This window comes from Paraburkholderia steynii (genome assembly GCF_900100565.1).
GTDB classification, from domain to species: domain Bacteria; phylum Pseudomonadota; class Gammaproteobacteria; order Burkholderiales; family Burkholderiaceae; genus Paraburkholderia; species Paraburkholderia terrae.
Genome location: NZ_FNDI01000006.1, coordinates 279,182 through 298,082, shown reverse-complemented (window position 1 = coordinate 298,082; position 18,901 = coordinate 279,182). Strand labels below are relative to the sequence as shown.

15 protein-coding genes are annotated in these 18,901 nt (G+C 62.1%); 11 read left to right on the top strand and 4 right to left on the bottom strand.

Annotated features, from left to right (window positions below; all coding sequences use genetic code 11):
* Positions 1–6 precede the first annotated feature (6 nt).
* The 5 genes from BLT65_RS13940 to BLT65_RS13920 are packed head-to-tail and all read left to right on the top strand — an operon-like array spanning position 7 to position 6,429.
* Positions 7–1,434 carry a PelD GGDEF domain-containing protein gene (locus tag BLT65_RS13940; protein WP_091778467.1) on the top strand — a complete coding sequence of 476 codons (1,428 nt, stop codon included), beginning with the start codon at positions 7–9 and terminating at the stop codon, positions 1,432–1,434.
* Entirely contained in the window at positions 1,427–2,479 is a 1,053-nt protein-coding gene (locus tag BLT65_RS13935) for a tetratricopeptide repeat protein (RefSeq protein WP_091778465.1), read from the top strand. Before BLT65_RS13940 ends, BLT65_RS13935 begins: the two co-directional genes overlap by 8 nt.
* Positions 2,476–4,113 (top strand): GT4 family glycosyltransferase PelF, encoded by a 1,638-nt coding sequence (gene pelF, locus BLT65_RS13930; protein ID WP_091778463.1) that lies wholly within the window; start codon positions 2,476–2,478, stop codon positions 4,111–4,113. Before BLT65_RS13935 ends, pelF begins: the two co-directional genes overlap by 4 nt.
* Positions 4,113–5,486, top strand: coding sequence for an exopolysaccharide Pel transporter PelG (gene pelG, locus BLT65_RS13925; protein WP_042311561.1), 1,374 nt, complete (start codon positions 4,113–4,115; stop codon positions 5,484–5,486). The genes pelF and pelG overlap by 1 nt, the downstream gene beginning before the upstream one ends.
* Positions 5,487–5,493: 7 nt before the next feature.
* Positions 5,494–6,429 (top strand): endo alpha-1,4 polygalactosaminidase, encoded by a 936-nt coding sequence (locus BLT65_RS13920; protein WP_091778461.1) that lies wholly within the window; start codon positions 5,494–5,496, stop codon positions 6,427–6,429.
* A gap of 24 nt (positions 6,430–6,453) precedes the next feature.
* Here BLT65_RS13920 and BLT65_RS13915 read toward each other — a convergent pair whose 3' ends face one another.
* Positions 6,454–7,077 carry a LysE/ArgO family amino acid transporter gene (locus tag BLT65_RS13915; protein WP_091778459.1) on the bottom strand — a complete coding sequence of 208 codons (624 nt, stop codon included), beginning with the start codon at positions 7,075–7,077 and terminating at the stop codon, positions 6,454–6,456.
* A 95-nt stretch (positions 7,078–7,172) separates the two neighbouring features.
* On the opposite strand from BLT65_RS13915, the gene BLT65_RS13910 reads away from it, so the two are divergent.
* Positions 7,173–8,066 carry a LysR family transcriptional regulator ArgP gene (locus tag BLT65_RS13910; protein ID WP_007748882.1) on the top strand — a complete coding sequence of 298 codons (894 nt, stop codon included), beginning with the start codon at positions 7,173–7,175 and terminating at the stop codon, positions 8,064–8,066.
* Between the two features lie 30 nt (positions 8,067–8,096).
* Here the strand turns inward: BLT65_RS13910 and BLT65_RS13905 are convergent, their stop codons facing one another.
* Entirely contained in the window at positions 8,097–9,449 is a 1,353-nt protein-coding gene (locus tag BLT65_RS13905; protein ID WP_091778457.1) for an NAD(P)/FAD-dependent oxidoreductase, read from the bottom strand.
* 128 nt (positions 9,450–9,577) lie between these two features.
* On the opposite strand from BLT65_RS13905, the gene BLT65_RS13900 reads away from it, so the two are divergent.
* From BLT65_RS13900 to BLT65_RS13890, 3 genes are all read left to right on the top strand, one after another.
* Entirely contained in the window at positions 9,578–10,531 is a 954-nt protein-coding gene (locus tag BLT65_RS13900) for a LysR family transcriptional regulator (RefSeq protein WP_042311551.1), read from the top strand.
* 259 nt (positions 10,532–10,790) lie between these two features.
* A complete protein-coding gene (locus tag BLT65_RS13895; protein ID WP_091778456.1) occupies positions 10,791–12,392 on the top strand; it encodes a purine-cytosine permease family protein in 1,602 nt (533 codons plus the stop codon).
* A gap of 61 nt (positions 12,393–12,453) precedes the next feature.
* Positions 12,454–13,845, top strand: coding sequence for an NAD(P)/FAD-dependent oxidoreductase (locus BLT65_RS13890; RefSeq protein WP_091778454.1), 1,392 nt, complete (start codon positions 12,454–12,456; stop codon positions 13,843–13,845).
* A gap of 837 nt (positions 13,846–14,682) precedes the next feature.
* Here BLT65_RS13890 and BLT65_RS13885 read toward each other — a convergent pair.
* A complete protein-coding gene (locus tag BLT65_RS13885) occupies positions 14,683–15,054 on the bottom strand; it encodes a cupin domain-containing protein (protein ID WP_042308316.1) in 372 nt (123 codons plus the stop codon).
* A 151-nt stretch (positions 15,055–15,205) separates the two neighbouring features.
* On the opposite strand from BLT65_RS13885, the gene BLT65_RS13880 reads away from it, so the two are divergent.
* The gene (locus tag BLT65_RS13880; RefSeq protein ID WP_091778452.1) at positions 15,206–16,633 is read left to right on the top strand and encodes an aldehyde dehydrogenase family protein; all 1,428 of its coding nucleotides are present in this window, start codon (positions 15,206–15,208) and stop codon (positions 16,631–16,633) included.
* A gap of 3 nt (positions 16,634–16,636) precedes the next feature.
* Here the strand turns inward: BLT65_RS13880 and BLT65_RS13875 are convergent, their stop codons facing one another.
* On the bottom strand, positions 16,637–17,587 hold the full coding sequence (locus BLT65_RS13875; protein ID WP_042308322.1) for a LysR substrate-binding domain-containing protein: 951 nt from the start codon (positions 17,585–17,587) through the stop codon (positions 16,637–16,639).
* Positions 17,588–17,712: 125 nt separating this feature from the next.
* Between BLT65_RS13875 and BLT65_RS13870 the strand changes: the two genes are divergently transcribed.
* Positions 17,713–18,885: a M20 aminoacylase family protein gene (locus BLT65_RS13870; protein ID WP_091778615.1), complete on the top strand. Its 1,173-nt coding sequence runs from the start codon at positions 17,713–17,715 to the stop codon at positions 18,883–18,885.
* Positions 18,886–18,901 lie beyond the last annotated feature (16 nt).

Sequence of the window (18,901 nt, the reverse complement as noted above, 5' to 3'; positions counted from 1 at the left end):
TCGGCCGTGAATACCGTCAGCGCGCAAAGCGCCGCCAGTGCCGCCAGTAGTGCGGCCAAACCGCGCCAATCGAACCCGTTCGGCAACCTGAGCGCGTGGCGGCGCCTCGTCGCGCCCGCGGTGTCGCGTCCGTTTTCCATCGTGGAGACGGTCGTGTTCATCGGCGTGGTCTTCGCGGTTTCCTATACGCTCGATCGCAACGATCCGTTCCTGCTGCACACGGGCTTTCCGTGGCTGTGGTTCGCGCCGCTCATCATCGCGCTGCGTTACGGCACGCTGCTCGGCCTGCTCGGCTGCGCGATGCTGATCGGCGCCTACCAGGTGTTCACGCAGGTGCTGGTGCAGGGCAGCACGGCCGCATGGCCGACGCTGTTCTTCACGGGCGGCGTGCTGCAGACCATCGTCGCGGGCCACTTCGGCGATACGTGGGGCAGCCGCGCGCAGCGCGCGAACGCGATCAACGACTATCTGAACGACCGGCTCGTCGCGATCACGAACAGTCACTATCTGATGCGGCTGTCGCACGAGCGCCTCGAAAAGGACCTGTTGACGAAGCCGACCACGCTGCGCGATTCGATCACCGAGCTGCGCCGCATTTCCGTCGCGCATGGTCTCGATACAAAACCGCATGGTTCAGGCGACATGCCCGGCACGCGCGAACTGCTCGAATTCGTCGCGCAGGCCTGCCAGATCGAAGTGGCTGCGCTGTATCCCGTGCATGACGGTAAGGTGGGGCGCGACGCGCTCGCGCATATCGGCGATACGTTCGACTTCGATCCGCGCGACGAACTCGTGCAGCGCGCGCTCGAAACGCGTGCCGTCGCGCATCTGAAGAGCGAAGAGCGGCCGGTGACGAACACGCATCTGCTGGTATGCGCGCCGCTGATTTCCGCCGACGGCACCATGCTCGCGATGCTCGCCATCCGTCGCATGCCGTTCCTGTCGCTGAATTTCGACAATCTGCAACTGCTGCTCGTGCTGCTCGGCTACTACGCCGACGGCGTCGAGCACTCGCAGCAGGTGCGCGATATCCAGCACGCGGTGCCCGATTGCCCGTACGAATTCGCGCTCGACGTGAGCCGGCTCACGCGGCTCGAACGCTCGGCAGGCATCACGTCGTCGCTGGTGGCGCTCGTGTTCCCTCATGACGATGCCGGCGATTCGTTCTTCGAGCACGTGATGCGCCGCCGTCGTTCTCTTGACCTGATGTGGCCGGTGAAATCGGCGGGGCAGTCGGTGCTGCTGAACCTGATGCCCGCAACCGACGCAACGGGCGTCGATGGCTATCTCGCGCGGATCGAATCGAGCCTGCGCGCGCAGTTCAATCTCGACCTCGAAGGCGCGCGCATCGGCGTACACACGCTGCATCTGGGCGGCGACGAGCCGGGCGTGGCGTTGAAGCGTCTTCTTCTGCGTAGTGGTCTCGATGGATAAGGCCACCGCAAACCGCTCCAGCGGCGGCGGGTTCGTTGCCGCACTGGTTGCCATGCTCGCGGTGCTGGGCATCGTCATCGTCGCCGGCATTCAGTGCGTGGGCATCGTGTACTTCGCGAATACGCCCACCGCGTACGATCCGCTGCTGCCCGCCGTTGCGTTCAATGTGGTGTGCGGCGTGCTGCAGGCGCTGCTGTTCCGTCTGCTGCTGCCGCTGCGTTATCGCGAGCCGCGCGCGTGGAGCTTGCTGCTGCTCGGGCTTGCTTGTACGTTCGTGCCGCTGCTCGGCGGCCTCGTCGTGCTGGTGAGCTGCATCTGGGCGGCGTGCTATCCGGCCTCGCATGCGGACGACGAAATGGGCGACGTGCCCGCGCCCGAGTTCGTCACGTATCTGATGTCGCGCGTCTCGCACGGCGGCGGCGCGCGCTTGCAGGCGCGGCTCGTGAACACGAAGGTGGCAGCCGCCGATCGCCTGTCGGCGCTCGTTGCGATCCAGAGCATGCCGACCCGCACCACGGGCACGCTGCTGCGCGATCTGCTCGCGGACCCGGTCGAAGACGTGCGCCTGATCGCGTACGGCACGCTGGATCAGGCGGAAAACGACGTGATGCAGCGCATTTTCCATGCTGGCAAGGCGCTGGAATCGGCGCAGTCGGAAGGCGATCGTCATGCGATCAACCGGCAGCTCGCCGAGCTGTATTTCGAACTGATCTATCAAAACCTCGTGCAGGGCGTCGTTTATCGGCACACGCTCGAACAGGCCGACCGCCATGCGCGCGCCGCGCTCGAAATCGACGCGAGCGACGCCGCGCTGTGGATGATTCGCGGCCGCCTCGCGCTGACCAACGGCGCCGCCGACGAAGCCGCGCAGCACATGGACCGCGCGCAATCGCTCGGTTTTCCGCGCGAGCGTCTGGTGCCGTGGCTTGCCGAAGTCGAATATCTGCGCGGCGACTATGCGCGCGTGTCCGAACTGCTCGCGTCGCTCGGCAATGCCGCGACGCTGCCGATGCTCAAACCTGTTGCGCGTTACTGGTCCACATGAAACCGTCACTGATGCGCCGCGCTGCGGACGCCGATGTCTGCCTGCTGCTCGAAGGCACGTTCCCGTATGTGCGCGGCGGCGTGTCGAGCTGGGTCAACGAAATGCTCCGCTCGTATCCGGAGATCCGCTTTGCGATTGCGTTCATTGGCAGCCGCGAAGAGGACTACAAGGCGGCTGCCTATGCGCTGCCCGACAACGTCGTACACTTCGAGGCGCACTATCTGTACGAGACGTCCGGTGCGGACGATCAGGCGGCACGCGAAATTCCCGGCGATGCGCAGGCGTTCGCGCAATCGGCGGCGCTGCACGAAGCCTGGCGCAACGGCGGCGAAGTCGATGCCGGCGCGATGATGGCCGACATGGTGCAACTGATTGGCGACAAGGCGCCGCTCAGCGAGGAACAGTTCCTGACGAGCCGCGCGGCGTGGGACTTTATCGTCGATCAGTATCACCGCTACTGTACGGACCCGTCGTTTACCGATTACTTCTGGACCGTGCGCATCATGCACAAGCCGCTGTGGCAGCTCGCGCGCGTCGCCGAGCAATTGCCGCCCGCGAAGGTCTATCACACGGTATCGACGGGTTATGCGGGCTTTCTGGGCGCCTTGCTGCACTACCGGACGGGGCGGCCGCTGCTCGTGTCCGAGCACGGCATCTATACGAAAGAGCGCAAGATCGATCTGCTGCAAAGCCAATGGATTCGCGACAACCGTGGCGCGTTCGAGCGCGATATTTCGAAGATCAGCTATTTCCGCGAACTGTGGGTGCGTTTCTTCGAAGCGCTCGGCAAGCTCGCCTATGACGCCGCCGACGATATCGTCGCGCTGTACGAAGCGAACCGTCAGCGGCAGATCACGGACGGCGCGCAGGCCGCGCGCACGCGCAACATTCCGAACGGCGTGGACGTCGACGGTCTTGCTCCGCTCGTCGAAAAGCGCACCGTGCGGCCGCGTAACGTGGTCGCGCTGATCGGCCGCGTGGTGCCGATCAAGGACATCAAGACTTACATTCGCGCGCTCTTCATTGCGTCACGCGCGATGCCTGATATCGAAGGATGGATCGTCGGGCCTGAAGAAGAAGATCCGTCGTACGCGCAGGAATGCCGCGCGCTCGCGGAAAGCCTGGGTCTTGCGAACAACGTGAAGTTTCTCGGCTTTCAGCGCATCGACGAGATTCTGCCGAAGGTCGACGTGCTCGCGCTGACGTCGATCAGCGAGGCCTTGCCGCTCGTCGTGCTGGAAGGTTTCGCAGCGGGCATCCCGTCGATCACGACGGACGTGGGTTCGTGCCGCCAGCTGATCGAAGGCTACGGCGACGAGGACCGCGCATTGGGCGCGGCGGGCAGCGTGGTGCCGATCGCCAATCCCGCTGCGTTCGCGCAAGCCGTGCTCGATCTGCTCGGCGACGAGCCGCGCTGGCTTGCGGCGCAACAGGCGGGACTGGCGCGCGTGCGGCGTTTCTATACGAAGGCGCAGATGATCGATCAATATCGTGTGCTGTATCAGCGTTTGATGGCGGCGCCTTCGCAAGTCAAAGCGGCTGAAGGCAAGCAGGGCGGCGGTTGCCCGATGCATGCGGGCAGGGCGGCAGCGGCACAGTCGACGCAGTCGGCACAGACGGAAGGGGTGCGCTGATGGCTGGCATTGGTTTCGAGCTTCGCAAGATCCTGAAGCGGCAGACGCTGTTCGGCGTCGCGCGCGCTTACGCGTATGCGGGGTTGATCAGCTCCGGCCCGCTGATCCTGTCGATCTTCGGCATTCTGATCATCGGTGTGATGAGCCTCGCGTTCGTGATACCGAAGTACGCGATCGTGCAGTTCCAGGTGTCGGTGACTTATCTGATTGCGTGCAGTCTGATCCTCACGGGGCCGCTGCAACTGTCTTTCACGCGCTTCATTTCCGACCGGATCTTCGAGAAGCGCGACGACCTCGTGCTGTCGAACTACAACGGCGTCGTGCTGGTTTCGACGGCGGCCTCGGGCGTGCTCGGCGTGCTTGCCGTCGCGTTCGGCTTTCAGGGCGAGCCGCTGATGTATCGGTTGCTGATGGTGGCGGGCTTCGTCGTCGTCAGCAACATCTGGATCGCGGTGATCTTCCTGTCGAGCGTGAAGCAGTACCGGCAGATTCTCTTTGTGTTCGCGATCGGCTATGGCTGTACCGTCGCGTTCGCGCTGATGCTCAATACGCACGGGCTGTCGGGTTTGCTCGGTGGCTTCGTCGCCGGGCATGTCGTGCTGCTCGCGGGTTTGTCGGGGCTCATCTATCGCAACTATCGCAGCCCGCGCTTCATCTCGTTCGAGGTGTTCCAGAAGCGCTTCGCCTATCCGAGCCTGGCGATGGTCGGGTTCCTGTTCAACCTCGGCGTGTGGCTCGACAAGTTCATGTTCTGGTATGCGCCGGGCACGGGATCGAAGGTGATCGGGCCGCTGCATGCGTCCGTCATTTACGACATTCCCGTTTTCATCGCCTACGTGTGCGTGATGCCGGGCATGGCGACGTTCCTGGTGCGCATCGAAGCCGATTTCGTCGAATACTACGACCGCTTCTATGACGCCGTGCGCAGCGGCGCAACGCTGCGCCATATCAACGACATGCGCGACATGATGGTCGGCAGTGTGCGCGCGGGCCTGTATGAGATCGTGAAGATTCAAGCCGTCGTGCTGCTGCTGATTCTCGCGTTCGGGCACCTGGTGCTCGATGCGCTCGGCATTTCGTCGCTGTATATGCCGCTGATGATGGTCGACGTGATCGCCGCGAGCCTGCAGGTGTTGCTGCTCGGCCTGCTGAACGTGTTCTTCTATCTCGACGCGAGGCGCACCGTGTTGCGTCTGTGTCTTGCGTTCGTGCTGTTGAACGGTATCCTGACGGGTATTACGCTGTACATGCAGCCGGATTATTATGGTTATGGCTTCGCGCTGACGCTGCTGATTCTCGTCGCTGCCGCCGTGCAACTGCTGGATCGCAAGTTCAGCAAGCTCGAATACGAAACTTACATGCTGCGCAACTGAACGGTTTATGACAGCCAGTTCGTTCGCCCGTCTGGGCGTTTCGTGGATCGTCGTCGCTTGCGCGGCGGTGGTCATCCTGTTGCTGTCGGTTGCGTGGGTGCGGCCCGCGCTGGCCGCCTGCAAGCGGGCTTCGTCGACAGGGATCGGGGCGGTTGCGTTCTTCTACGGCGCGAACGTGCAGGCCGAGCGCTTCGAACCGTTCGATACCGTGGTGATCGAACCCGACAGCGGTTTCGATCCGCGCGCGCATACGGCGCATTGCCCGAACTGGTACGCGTATGTGAGCGTCGGCGAAGTGACGAAAGAGCGCGCGTACTATGCGCAGATGCCGAAGACGTGGTTCGCGGGCAGCAATGCGGCGTGGTCGTCGACGGTTGTCGATCAGAGTGCTTCGGGATGGCCCGCGTTTTTCGTCGACCAGATCATCAAGCCGTTGTGGGAACGCGGCTATCGCGGCTTTTTTCTCGATACACTGGATTCGTATCAGCTCGTCGCGAAGACGGACGCCGAACGGATGCAGCAGCAGGCGGGTATTGGCGCGGTGTTGCGCGAATTGAAGGCCCGCTATCCGCAAGCGCGCCTGATACTGAACCGGGGTTTTGAAATCCTGCCGCAGGTGCATGATCAGGTTGCGGCCGTCGCGTTCGAATCGCTGTTCGGCCGCTGGGATCAGGCGAATCAGCGCTACGACGAAGTACCCGGCAACGACCGCGAATGGCTGCTCGCCCAGGCCCGCGAGATACACGAGCGCTACAGCCTGCCCGTCATTTCAATCGATTATTGTCCGCCGGAAGACGAAGCCTGCCGCCGTCAGATCGTGCAGAAGATCAGCACGCTCGGCATCGTGCCGTATGTGGCCGATGGCGGGTTGCAGACCATCGGCATGAGCCACTCGATCATCAAAGACGCCGAACCGCTGACGAAGGTCTCGCTCACGCGCTAAGCGGCGGGTTCGCGTATCAACAAATCAGCGCAACTGCGTGACGGCCAGCAGCAACACCATGCTGCCGATTGCGCCATCCAGCACGCGCCAGGCGGTGGCGCGCTTGAACAGCGGCGCAAGCGCGCGCGCTCCATAGCCCAGTGCGACGAACCAGATCGCGCTGACGGCCATTGCGCCGACCGCGAACGCGGCGCGCGACCCTTGCGCTTCACGCGCACCTGCCGTGCCGATCAACAGAAACGTATCCAGATACACGTGCGGATTGAGCCAGGTGAACGCGAGCGTCATCAGCACGATGGGCAGCGCGCGTTGCGCGGGCGGTGCGGTGTCGGCTTTCGCATCGGCATCGAGGGTGGCATGGCCGGGGCGCACCGCGCGCACCAGCGCGCTGATGCCGAACCACGCGAGGTACGCGAGACCCACGTACAGCAGCGCGTGGATGAAGATCGGATAGCGCTCGACGAGCACCGACGCGCCACCGACACCCGCGCCGATCAGCAGGATATCGGACAGCGTACACAGCAGCACGATCTTGCCGATATGCGAGCGCATGATGCCTTGACGGAGCACAAACGCGTTTTGCGCGCCGATAGTGACGATCAACGAGGCGCACAACGCGGCGCCGTGCGAAAAAGCCAGCCAGTTCATGATGGTGTATGGAGAGAAGGAATCGGATGCGTGAGTGTGCCGTCGTCGATAGAATAAGAGAAACTAATTTCCGTAACGCCGCTTAAGGAACGCTAATGCTCGATTATGCTTTGCTGGATGCGCTTGCGGCCGTCGTGCGCCACGGCTCGTTCGACCGCGCGGCGGCTGCGCTGAACGTGACGCCTTCCGCCGTGTCGCAGCGGGTGAAACTGCTGGAGGAGCGCGTCGGCAGCGTGCTCGTCAAACGCGGGCAGCCTTGCACGGCGACGCGTTCGGGCGCGCTGTTGTGCCGGCATACGGAGCGTGTGCTATTGCTGGAAGCGGAACTCAACGGGCGCATGCCTGAGCTGCCCGGCGCGCTGCTCGAACCGTGGCCGACCTTGCGCGTTGCGGTGAACGACGACAGCGTCGGCACATGGTTCATCGACGCGGTTGCAGACTTTTGCGCGGAGCGCGGCATGCTGCTCGATCTGGTGATCGACGATCAGGACCATACGGCGCAGCGGATTCGCGACGGCAGCGTGCAGGGCGCCGTGACGACGCAATCGGAGCCGGTTCAGGGCTGCCGCTCGACGCGTTTGGGGCGCATGCGTTACCGCGCCGTCTGCACGCCCGCCTTTTATGAACGCTATTTCAGCGAAGGCGTCAGTCGCGACACGCTGCGCGGTGCGCCGTGCGTCGACTTCAATCCGAAAGATCAGCTGCAAAAGCGCTTCGTACACAAGATCACGCGTGGCGAAATCGATGCGCCGACGCACTGGATTCCGCACGTATCCGGCTTCTTGCGCGCGTGCGCGACGGGGATGGGTTGGGGCATGTGCCCGGAGCGGATGATCGCCGCGCAACTGGAAAGCGGCGAACTGATCGATATGGCGCCGGGCAAGCATCTCGACGTCGATCTGTATTGGCAGAGCTGGCGGCTGTCGATCGGTTGGCTCGACGACTTCGGGGCTGCGTTGCGCAAGCGGTCCGCCGAGTTTCTCGACTGACCGCCTGCCGTTCTGTATGTGACCCTCGGCTCAATGCAGCCGGATCACGGGATGCACGCGGCGTCGCAGCCAATGGCTCGCCGTATCGAGCGCCATGCGTGCGAAGCCGGTGACCGTCATCACGTGCCGGCGATAGATCAGCCGGTACACGACGGTGGCGAGCCAGCCGTCGACGAACACAGGCCGCTCGCGCAGGCCGCTCAGGCTGCCGATCGTGCCCACATCGCCGAACCCGACCAGCGTGCCCGCATCGCGATACGTGAACTCGGGCAGGGCTTCACCGCCGACACGGCACTTCAGCGCGCGTGCCAGGAACATCGCTTGCTGATGCGCGACCTGGGCGCGCGGTGCAAGAAAGCCGTCCGCGTGCGAAGGGCAGGCCGCGCAATCGCCGAGCGCGAAGATGTTCGCGTTATTCGTGGTTTGCAGCGTGCGCGTCACGAGCACTTGCGCATTGCGGTTCACGTCGATGCCGTCGAGCACGCGCAACACAGGCGGCCCGGCGATGCCCGCGGTCCAGATCGCGATGTCGCTCGGCAGATGCTGGCCGTCGTGGGTGAGCACGGCATCTGCGCGTACTTCCGTCACACGTGTCGTCGTGAGCACGTCGACGCCGAGCCCGCCGAGTATCCGCTGCGCGCGCGCCGAGATGCGTTGCGACAGCGCGGGCAGCACGCGCTCCGTACCTTCGATCAACCTGATGCGGAAGTCGCGCTCCGGGTCGAGTGCGAAAAGGCTATAGCGGTGCATCAAACGGATGCTGTCGCGCAACGCCGCTGCAAGCTCGACGCCCGTCGCGCCCGCGCCGATGATATTGATCGACACCGGCTGCACCTGTTGCGCGCCGCTTACGCGCCGCACATGATTCGCCCGCGTGCAGGCATCAAGCAGCTTGCGGCGGAACGATTCCGCGTGCGTGACAGACTCCAGCGGCAGCGCATTTTGCTCCGCGCCCTTGACGCCGAAGTAGTTGGTCACGCTGCCGAGCGCCAGCACGAGCGTATCGAATGCAATTTCACGTGCGGGGAGCACTTCGCGGCCATTGTCATCACGCGTTGCGCTGATCGTGATGTGACGCTCCGCGCGATCGAGCGATTGCAGCGCACCCTGCTCGAACTCGAAGCCATGACGCCGTGCCTGCACCGCGAATTGCAGCTGATGCGTGGCGGGATCGATCTGGCCTGACGCGGCTTCGTGCAGCAGCGGCTTCCAGAAGTGCGTCGGCGAGCGGTCGACGAGGACGACTTGCGCATGCCCGCTCTTGCCGAGCGATTCGCCAAGACGCGTTGCGAGTCCCAGTCCACCCACGCCGCCGCCAACGACGACGATTCGGTGCGGCGCAGTTCGTGTGCTACTTGCGGTGTGTCGATCGATCGAGGTCATGATGCGTACTCTCCTGAAACGTTTTCAATGCGGATTCATGCGTGAACATCATCAGTTAGGTCGAGTATAGAATTGAGCGAAACCGCAGCACAATTTAATGTTTGTACCGAACATATAGGTTTTAACTTATGTTAAAGGCAGCGACGTTTCGTCAATTGAAGACGCTTCATACGGTGGCGAAGCTTGGCAGCGTGTCGGGCGCGGCTGAAGAACTGCGGTTGACGCAGCCCGCCGTGTCGCTGCAAATCCGCTTGCTGGAAGACGCAGCGGGCGCGCCGCTCCTGCAGCGCGTGGGACGCGGCGTGCAACTGACGGCGGCGGGCGAGATCCTCGCGCGCTATGCGCTTGAAATTCTCGACCTGTGGAATGGCGCCGCCGACGATCTCGCCGCGTTGCACGGCGAGCAGGGCGGCACGCTGCGCATCGGCGCGATCACGACGGCCGAGTACCTGATCCCGCCGTTTCTCGTGCGCTTTACGGAAGCGCGTCCGCAAGTGAAGGTGCAGTTCAAGGTGGGCAATCGCGCGGACATCATCCGCATGCTCGCGACACATGAAATCGATCTCGCCGTGATGGGCAGCCCGCCGCGTGAATTGCGCACGGTCGCTACCGCATTCGCGAAGCATCCGATGGCATTCGTCGCGTCACCTTCGCATGCGCTGATGAAAAAGAAACGCCTCACGCTTGGCGATCTGGAATCGGCGAACCTGTTCGTGCGCGAGCGGGGCTCGGGCACGCGCTCGACGGTCGAAAACCTGTTCAGGCAGGCGGGTCACAAGCTTCATATCGGTTCCGAGCTGTCGAGCAACGAGGCGATCAAGCAACTGGTGGAAGCGGGGCTCGGCATTTCGTTTCTGTCGCTGCACGCGTGCTCGCTGGAATTTCAGGCGGGGTTGCTGGCGCTGTTGCCGCTGCCCGACAACCCGATCGAACGCGACTGGTATGTGATGCATGTGTCCGACAAGCGCCTGCCGCATGTCGCGAGCCTGTTCCGCGACTTCCTGATCGAACAGGGTGCGAAGGGCAGCGTGCCAATTCCGATGCCTGCCGTTACGGCCGCGAGGAAGCGCCGCCGCGCGTGAAATCTGCCGATTCTTTTCGACGTTTTGCATGTCGCAAGCCGCTTTCGAGACTTTCAGCGACGTGGCTTTCTGTGTGAGAAGCCTTTCTGGGCAAGGATTTCCGGTTACATCGACCGATATCGAAGTAAAGGTTGCGCCGACGATATTTTTGCCCGAATTGTTTCTCTTTACAGTGGCGACCAGACATTCGTTAAAAAGCGGACGCCGCCAGCCAGTCGCGAGCCGCGTGATTTCCCTGGCCGTCAGAGGAGTCGGAGACATGAGCAGCAGCCCCACCGAGATCAACAACAGCAGCATCACGACAGTCGAGACCTTTGGTTTCGAACGCATTCCCGACGCGTCCCGCTATGCGCGGCCCATCGATCTGTTCCGCCTGCTGTTCGGCGGCTGCAATACGTTTTCCACTTCCGTGCTCGGCAGCTTTCCCGTGCTGCTCGGCCTGTCGTTCTGGGCGGGCGTCGCGTCGATCGTGATCGGCGTGCTGGTCGGCTCGTGCATCCTTGCGCCGATGAGTCTGTTCGGCATGCGCAACGGCACGAACGATCCCGTTTCGTCGGGCGCGCACTTTGGTATTCATGGACGGATCGTCGGTTCGTTTCTCGCGTTGCTGACATCCGTCGCGTTCTTTTCGCTCGCAGTGTGGAGTTCGGGCGATGCGCTCGTGGGCGGCGCGAATCATCTGCTCGGCTTGCCTGTGAACGGCTTTACGCTGAGCGCCGCGTACGGCATCTTCGCGGTGCTCGTGTTGACGGTGTGTATCTACGGCTTTCGCTTTATGCTGTGGGTCAACAAGATTGCAGTGTGGACGGCGAGTTTGCTGTTCATCGCGGGCATCTTCGCGTTCGCCGGTCCGTTCGACAGCCACTACGCGGGCAAGTTTGCGATGGGCGCGGTCGGTTTCTGGCCGGCTTTCGTGAGCGCGGTGCTCGTCGCGCTGAGCAATCCCGTTTCGTTTGCATCGACGATGGGCGACTGGGCGCGCTACATTCCGCAGAACACGCCGAGGCATCGCACGATGCTGGCCGTGATGGTCGCGCAGATCGCGACGTTCGTGCCGTTCTTCTTCGGCCTCGCGACGGCGACGATCATCGCGCAGAAGGCGCCTGACTTTATCGCGTCGAACAACTATGTTGGCGGATTGCTGGCGATCTCGCCGAACTGGTTCTTTCTGCCTGTGTGCCTGATTGCGATCATCGGCGGCATGTCGACGGGTACGACGGCGCTGTACGGCACGGGCCTCGACATGTCGAGCATGTTCCCGAAGCTGCTCAACCGCGTGCGTGCGACGTTCGTGATCGGCTGTGCTGCGATCGGCTTCATCTTTCTCGGGCGCTTCGTGTTCAACCTCGTGGAAAGCGTGTCGACGTTCTCGGTGCTCATCAACACATGCAGCTGCCCGTGGATGGTGATCATGATCATCGGCTACGTGACGCGTCGCGGCTTCTATCTGTCCGACGATCTGCAGGTGTTCAATCGCGGCGGACGTGGCGGCCATTACTGGTTCACGCACGGCTGGAACTGGCGCGCGATGGGCGCGTGGGTTCCGAGCGCGCTGACGGGCCTGTGCTTCGTCAATCTGCCGGATCAGTTCGTGGGCCCGCTCGGCGAACTCGCGGGTGGCCTCGATATCAGCTTGCCCGTTGCGTTGACGATGGCTTGTACGCTGTACGTGACGCTGCTGCAATGCTTCCCCGAGCCGGACGGCGTATATGGACCGCAAGGCCGACGATGGCTGCGCGGCAGCCACAAGGCCACGCATGCGCATATCAAGATGGTCGAGCCGCGCACGGCGGAAGGCATGCGAGGCAACAGGATGGCGGCGCCGCGCGAAGAAGTATTCGACACGCAGGATGCCGCGTAAAAAAAGAGAGCATGCCGATGGTGGCATCATTATCAAAGATTGGAATAGAGCAGGTGAGAAGATGAGCGAGTCGGTCAAACGCGCATTCGAAGGTGTCAAGCTGTTTCCGTTCTGGCTGGATAATCCGGCGGCGCCTGCCGTCGAACGCGAGCTGATCGGGCCGACCACGGCCGATCTCGTGATTATCGGCGGCGGCTTTACGGGTTTGTGGGCAGCGATTCAGGCGAAGGAGAACGATCCTCGTCTGGACGTCGTGCTGATCGAAGCGGGCAAGATTGCATATGGTGCGTCGGGCCGTCCGGGCGGGATTATTTCGACGTCCGTGATGCACGGGTTGCCGAACGCGACGCGTGTCTTCCCGAAAGATCTCGATGTGCTCGAGCGTCTGGGCCAGGAGAATCTCGACGGGTTCAAGGAATCGCTCGTGCGTTATGGCATCGAAGCTGATGTCGAATGGAACGGCGAAATGACAGTGGCCGTCGACGAGAAGCATCTTGACCATTTGCAGAATGACTTCGAACTGCATGTGTCGCATGGTCATGACGTGGTGTTGCTCGATAGTGCGAAGGCTCGCGAGCAACTGGATTCGCCATTGTTTGCAGGTGCGATGTGGTCGCGCAATCGTAGCGGGACGATTCATCCGGCGAAGCTTGCTTGGGGGCTCAAGGCGGCTGCCTTGAAACTTGGCGTGCGGCTGTATGAGCATTCGCCGTTGACGCGTCTTGAAGATGCTGGCAAGAAGATGATCGTGCATACGCAGGCGGGGCGGATTGATACGCCGCGTGTGTTGCTCGGCACGGGTACTGCGAATGTCGGTGTGTCGGATATCAACCGGCGGGTGATGCAGGTGCGTGATCACATCGTCGCGACGAGTCCGCTGACCGACGAGCAAATGGCGCGTATTGGCTGGAAGAACCGCCAGGGCGTGTATGACACGCGTACGCAGCTCAATTATTTTCGTCTCACGAAGGACAATCGGATCATTTTTGGCGGGCGTGTTAGTTATCACTTTGGTGGCGATAATAATCCTGCGCAGGATCGCGATGAGCGCACTTATTACAAACTCGCTGAGGCTTTTTATCGGACGTTCCCGCAGTTGGATGATGTGAAGTTTACGCATGCGTGGGGTGGGCCGATTGATTACTGTTCTCGCGGGGCTGTTTTTGCGCGCAAGTATCACGGTGGGAAGACTGTGTTCGTTGCTGGGTATACCGGGTTTGGCGTTGCCGGGAGCCGGTTCGGCGCGAGGATGGGGCTTGAGATGCTGTGGAATCGCGATACGTTGATCACTTCGCTTGATATCTCGCGGAAGGGGCCTTCGTATATTCCGCCAGAGCCTGTGCGGTGGATCGCCGCCAAGATCACTTTTAATGCTTTTGATGGGGCGGATGATCGAGGTGGATGGAGAAGGTGGTGGATTAATTCCATTAAGGCGCTTGGGTTTCCGATGTAGGTTTTTTTTGTCTTGCGACGTCGGGTGGTTTGCTTTGGTTTTGCGCTGGCATCCGCGTTTTGCCTTCGTGGCGTGGTCGGTTTGGTTGTTCTGGCCTTTGCGCTGGCATCCGCGATTTGTTAGCGTGCTTCAGGCGTCGCCCCTGTGCGGGGCGGCACCTACTTTTCTTTGCCGCCGCAAAGAAAAGTAGGCAAAAGAAAGCGGCTCACACCGCCAGTTCTAGTGTTTGCCTGAGGGCCCCCAATCGGTCCCACACTTCACACGGCAGTGCCCTGGTTGGTGCTCGTTGCCAACGCTTCGAATTAACGCCTCACCCGCTTCGAATACCCGTACTCGGGCAAGCGGCAGCGAATGGTATGTGCCGCCCAGGTGGCAAACTGCGTGTAGGTTGTCGCGCCGTATAGCGTGGCGCTCTTACATGGTGGAACGCATGCGCTATCGGTCCGAAGTGAGGCGCGCGAGGCACTACGGCCTACACACAGTTTGCCACCTGGGCGGCGGTGGACTATCTCGCAAGGCATGATGCAGCGCGGGCGCGTGAAGCGGGTGAGGCGCAGCGCAAGAGCGTTGGCAACGAATGTAGGCCACGTGGTTGCCGTGTGAAGCGTAAGACCCTTTGGGGTCCCTCAGGCAGGAAGAAATGTTGGCGGTGTGAGCCGCTTTCTTTTGCCTACTTTTCTTTGCGGCGGCAAAGAAAAGTAGGTGCCGCCCCGCACAGGGGCGACGCGTGAAGCTAGATAACAAGTCGCGGATGCCAGCGCAAAGGCCCGAATCCCACCCTAACAGCAAGCAAAAAAAAGCCGCGCACAAACCGCGCGGCCGGTTTAACCCAGAACCTCACCCACAATAAACAACACTGTACTTCTTAGTAGCAACAGGCATATGCCAGGTACCCGAGAAGCCCTTGTGAAGAATAAAAGCATCACCAGCCCTATAGTGATCGGAACGCCCATCATCGCTGGTGATTACGACTTCGCCTTCAATCAGCACACAGACTTCATGAATCGGCAGATCAGACAACTTGAGCGTCCCGGCGTCGCACTGCCAAACCCCAGCGGTGAGCAAATTCTCAGCATCAGAAAAAGCAGTCGCCGCATGCGGCGCTTTAGCGCCGTCGAGAATCACATCAGCGGGATCATGCAGCGCCGGCTGCAGGCCAGTCGCGCCCGGGCCCTTCACATCGATACGGGTAAAGGTAATGTTGCTCATGTCAAAGTCTCCAGAATGATTCGCAGATCAAAGCGGGTTGATTGGGAACCGCGAGTCTGAGCCAAACACGCTCGCCAATGAATTTCGATTTGAAGACATGTAGTTCGAGAACAGTCGATGTAACGTATCGGACCAATTAGAGGAAAACATCATGCAGCACGCCACGCAGTTCTATATCGACGGAAAATGGATCGATCCGATCGAACCCAAAACACTCGACGTAATCGACCCATCCACGGCTAAACCATTCGCAACGATTTCGCTGGGCAGTGCGGGCGACGTCGATCTCGCAGTAGCGGCTGCCAAAAAAGCATTCGCCTCGTACTCGGAAACCACGGTGCAACAGCGCATCGATCTGCTGCAAGCGATCCTCGAGGTCTATCGCAAGCGCTACGACGACATGGTCGATGCAATCAGCCGCGAAATGGGCGCACCAAAACAGTTCGCCCACGACGCCCAGGCATGGACAGGCACCGCACATCTGGAAACGATGATCCGCACGCTGCAGCATTTCGACTTCGAGCAGCTAAAAGGCAGCATGCTGATCCGCAAGGAGCCCGTCGGCGTATGCGGCCTCATCACGCCGTGGAACTGGCCCGCGTTGCAGATCACGACGAAAGTCGCGCCCGCACTCGCAGCAGGTTGCACGATGGTACTGAAGCCATCCGAACTCGCCCCGATGAGCGCGATGCTCTACGCGGAAATCCTGCATGAAGCAGGCGTGCCCGCAGGCGTGTTCAATCTCGTCAACGGCGAAGGGCAGGTGGTGGGCGATGCCATGTCGCGTCACAAGGACATCGACATGATGTCGTTCACTGGATCGACGCGCGCAGGCGTGCAAGTCGCAAAAGCCGCCGCTGATACCGTCAAGCGCGTGCATCAGGAACTGGGCGGCAAGTCCGCGAACCTGATTCTCGAAGATGCGGATCTGCGCGATGCCGTCACGCGTGGCGCGCGCGCATGCTTCGATAACAGCGGGCAATCGTGCGACGCGCCCACGCGCATGTTCGTGCCGCGCGCGCGGATGGACGAAGCGTTGGCCTATGCGAAGGAAGTGGCCGATGCGCTTGTGGTCGGTCCGGCGGACGCGCCGTCGAGCGATATGGGCCCTGTGATCAGCCAGCAGCAGTTCGACAAGATCCAGTCGATGATCGATGCAGGCGTACGCGAAGGCGCCGTGCTCGCAGCGGGCGGCCCCGGACGTCCCGAAGGCCTGGGCGAAGGCTACTATGTGCGCCCGACCGTATTCGGCCACGTGGAGCACGACATGACGATCGCACGCGAAGAAATCTTCGGACCCGTGCTGTCGATTCTCGGCTACGACACGGAAGACGAAGCCGTCGCGATGGCCAACGACAGCATCTACGGTCTCGCGGGCTATATTCAGTCGGCGTCGCTCGAACGCGCGCGCGCCGTCGCGAAGCGGCTGCGCACAGGCACGATCTACTTGAATTACGCGGAGTACTCGCCGGAAGCGCCGTTTGGCGGCTATCGCCAGTCGGGCAATGGACGCGAGTACGGCGAGTTCGGACTCGAAGACTTTCTGGAGATCAAGGGCGTCGTCGGATACGGGAAATAAGCCCTAGAAAAGCAGTTCGATCGAATGAAACAGACGGCGGCGGTCGGCATCCTGCGACCGCGCGCCTTCGTCGATCACTTCACGCAGGCATTCGATAAAACACGCGGCCGCCGGACTGACAGGCACGCCGCGCCTTGACGTGATGCTGACGATCGTCTCATCGACCACTTCGCCCAACGGCAGCGCGCGCAGATTGTCCTTCGCGATGTTCACCTCGACGAGCGGCCACGGAAAGATGCTGAGGAAATCCGTCTGCTGAAGCAGGCCCAGCACGATCGCAAATGAATGCGCGAGATGGATCGTGTGCGGTACCCTCATCCCGCGCTTGCGGAACAGATTGTCGGCCATCGACTCGCGGCTCGCGGGGTCCCAGTTCAACACCCATTCAGCGTCTTGCAGTTCGTGCAGCGTACGGCATTCGCCCAACGGATGCCCGCGTCGCGCGACGACGGCCGAATGCGTCGAAAAAAGCGGCACGTTGTGAAACTCCGATTGCGGCGACGCAGGCGGCGGCCGCCCGATCGAAAAGTCGAGGCTGCCGTCACGCAGACGCGGCTGCACGACGGCCAATAATCCTTCGAAGAATTCCAGCTGCACGTCGGGCATTTTCTGCTTGAAGCGGTTGACCGTCTCGGGCAGAAACGTCAGCGCGAGCCACGGCGTGACGCCCACCGAGAGTTTTCCCGCCGACGCGCCACGCATTGCTTCGAGCTCGGCCTCGGCGCGCGCGAGCTGACCGAGCACGAGCCGCGCATGCACGACGAGCGCGCGTCCGTATTCGGTGAACGCGACGCCCGATGTGCCGCGTATCACCAGCGGCGCGCGCAGATCCGCTTCAAGTTCGCGCACGGACTTGGTGACGGCGGCAGGGGACAAGCCCAGTTGCCGCGCCGCTGCGCGGATGCTGCCTGTCTCCGCGATCGCGGCCAGCGTGCTGAGTTGATGCAGTTTCATGTCGGGCGGATGAAAGGTGGCATCGAGGGTGACAACCACTGGTTGCCACTGTAACCGTTTCCCGCCTGCCCGTCAAAAAAATGGGCGGCTATGCTGGGTTCACAGACATCAATGGAGACAGCAGCGTGAATACCATGGTCATCCCCGCCGGCATCGCCGATCTCGAAGCAGAAATGATTGCGCTGCGACGCCGCATCCATGCGCATCCGGAGCTTGCGTACGAAGAACACGTGACGGGCGAGCTGGTCGCCGACAAGCTCGCCGAGTGGGGCTACACCGTGACGCGCGGGCTGGGCAGCACGGGTGTCGTCGGGCAACTGAAAGTAGGCAGCGGTACGCGCAAGCTCGGCCTGCGCGCCGACATGGACGCGCTGCCGATTCACGAGCAGACGGGCCTGCCGTACGCGAGCAAGCTGCCCGGCAAGATGCACGCATGCGGCCACGACGGCCACACTGCGATGCTGCTCGCCGCGGCGAAGCATCTCGCGCAGGAACGTTCGTTCGACGGCACGCTGAACCTGATCTTCCAGCCCGCCGAAGAGGGCCTTGCCGGCGCGCAGAAAATGATCGAAGACGGGCTGTTCGAGCGCTTCCCGTGCGACGCCGTGTTCGCGATGCACAACATGCCGGGTCATCCGACGGGCAAGTTCGGCTTTCTGCCGGGTTCGTTCATGGCGTCGTCGGATACCGTCATCATCAAGGTGACGGGGCGCGGCGGACACGGCGCGGTGCCGCACAAGGCCGTCGATCCCGTCGTCGTGTGCGCGCAGATCGTGCTGGCGTTGCAGACCATCGTGTCGCGCAACGTCGCGCCGCTCGATATGGCGATCATCACGGTCGGCGCGATTCACGCGGGCGAGGCGCCCAACGTGATTCCGGAGACGGCGGAGATGCGCCTCTCCGTGCGCGCATTGAAGCCGGAAGTCCGCGACTACCTGGAGACGCGCATTCTGGAAGTCGTGCATGGGCAGGCATCGGTGTACAACGCGCGCGCCGAGGTCGACTATCAGCGCCGCTATCCCGTGCTCGTCAACGATGCGCAGATGACGGCATTCGCGACGCAGGTCGCGCGCGACTGGGTCGGTGACGATGGCCTGATTGAAAACATGCAGCCGCTGACGGGCAGCGAGGACTTCGCGTTCATGCTCGAAAAATGCGCGGGCGCATATCTGATCATCGGTAACGGGGACGGCGAGGGCGGCTGTATGGTGCATAACCCTGGCTACGACTTCAACGACGATTGCCTTGCGACGGGCGCCGCTTATTGGGTGCGACTCGCGCAATCATTTCTCGTCTGACGCATCCGGGAGACGG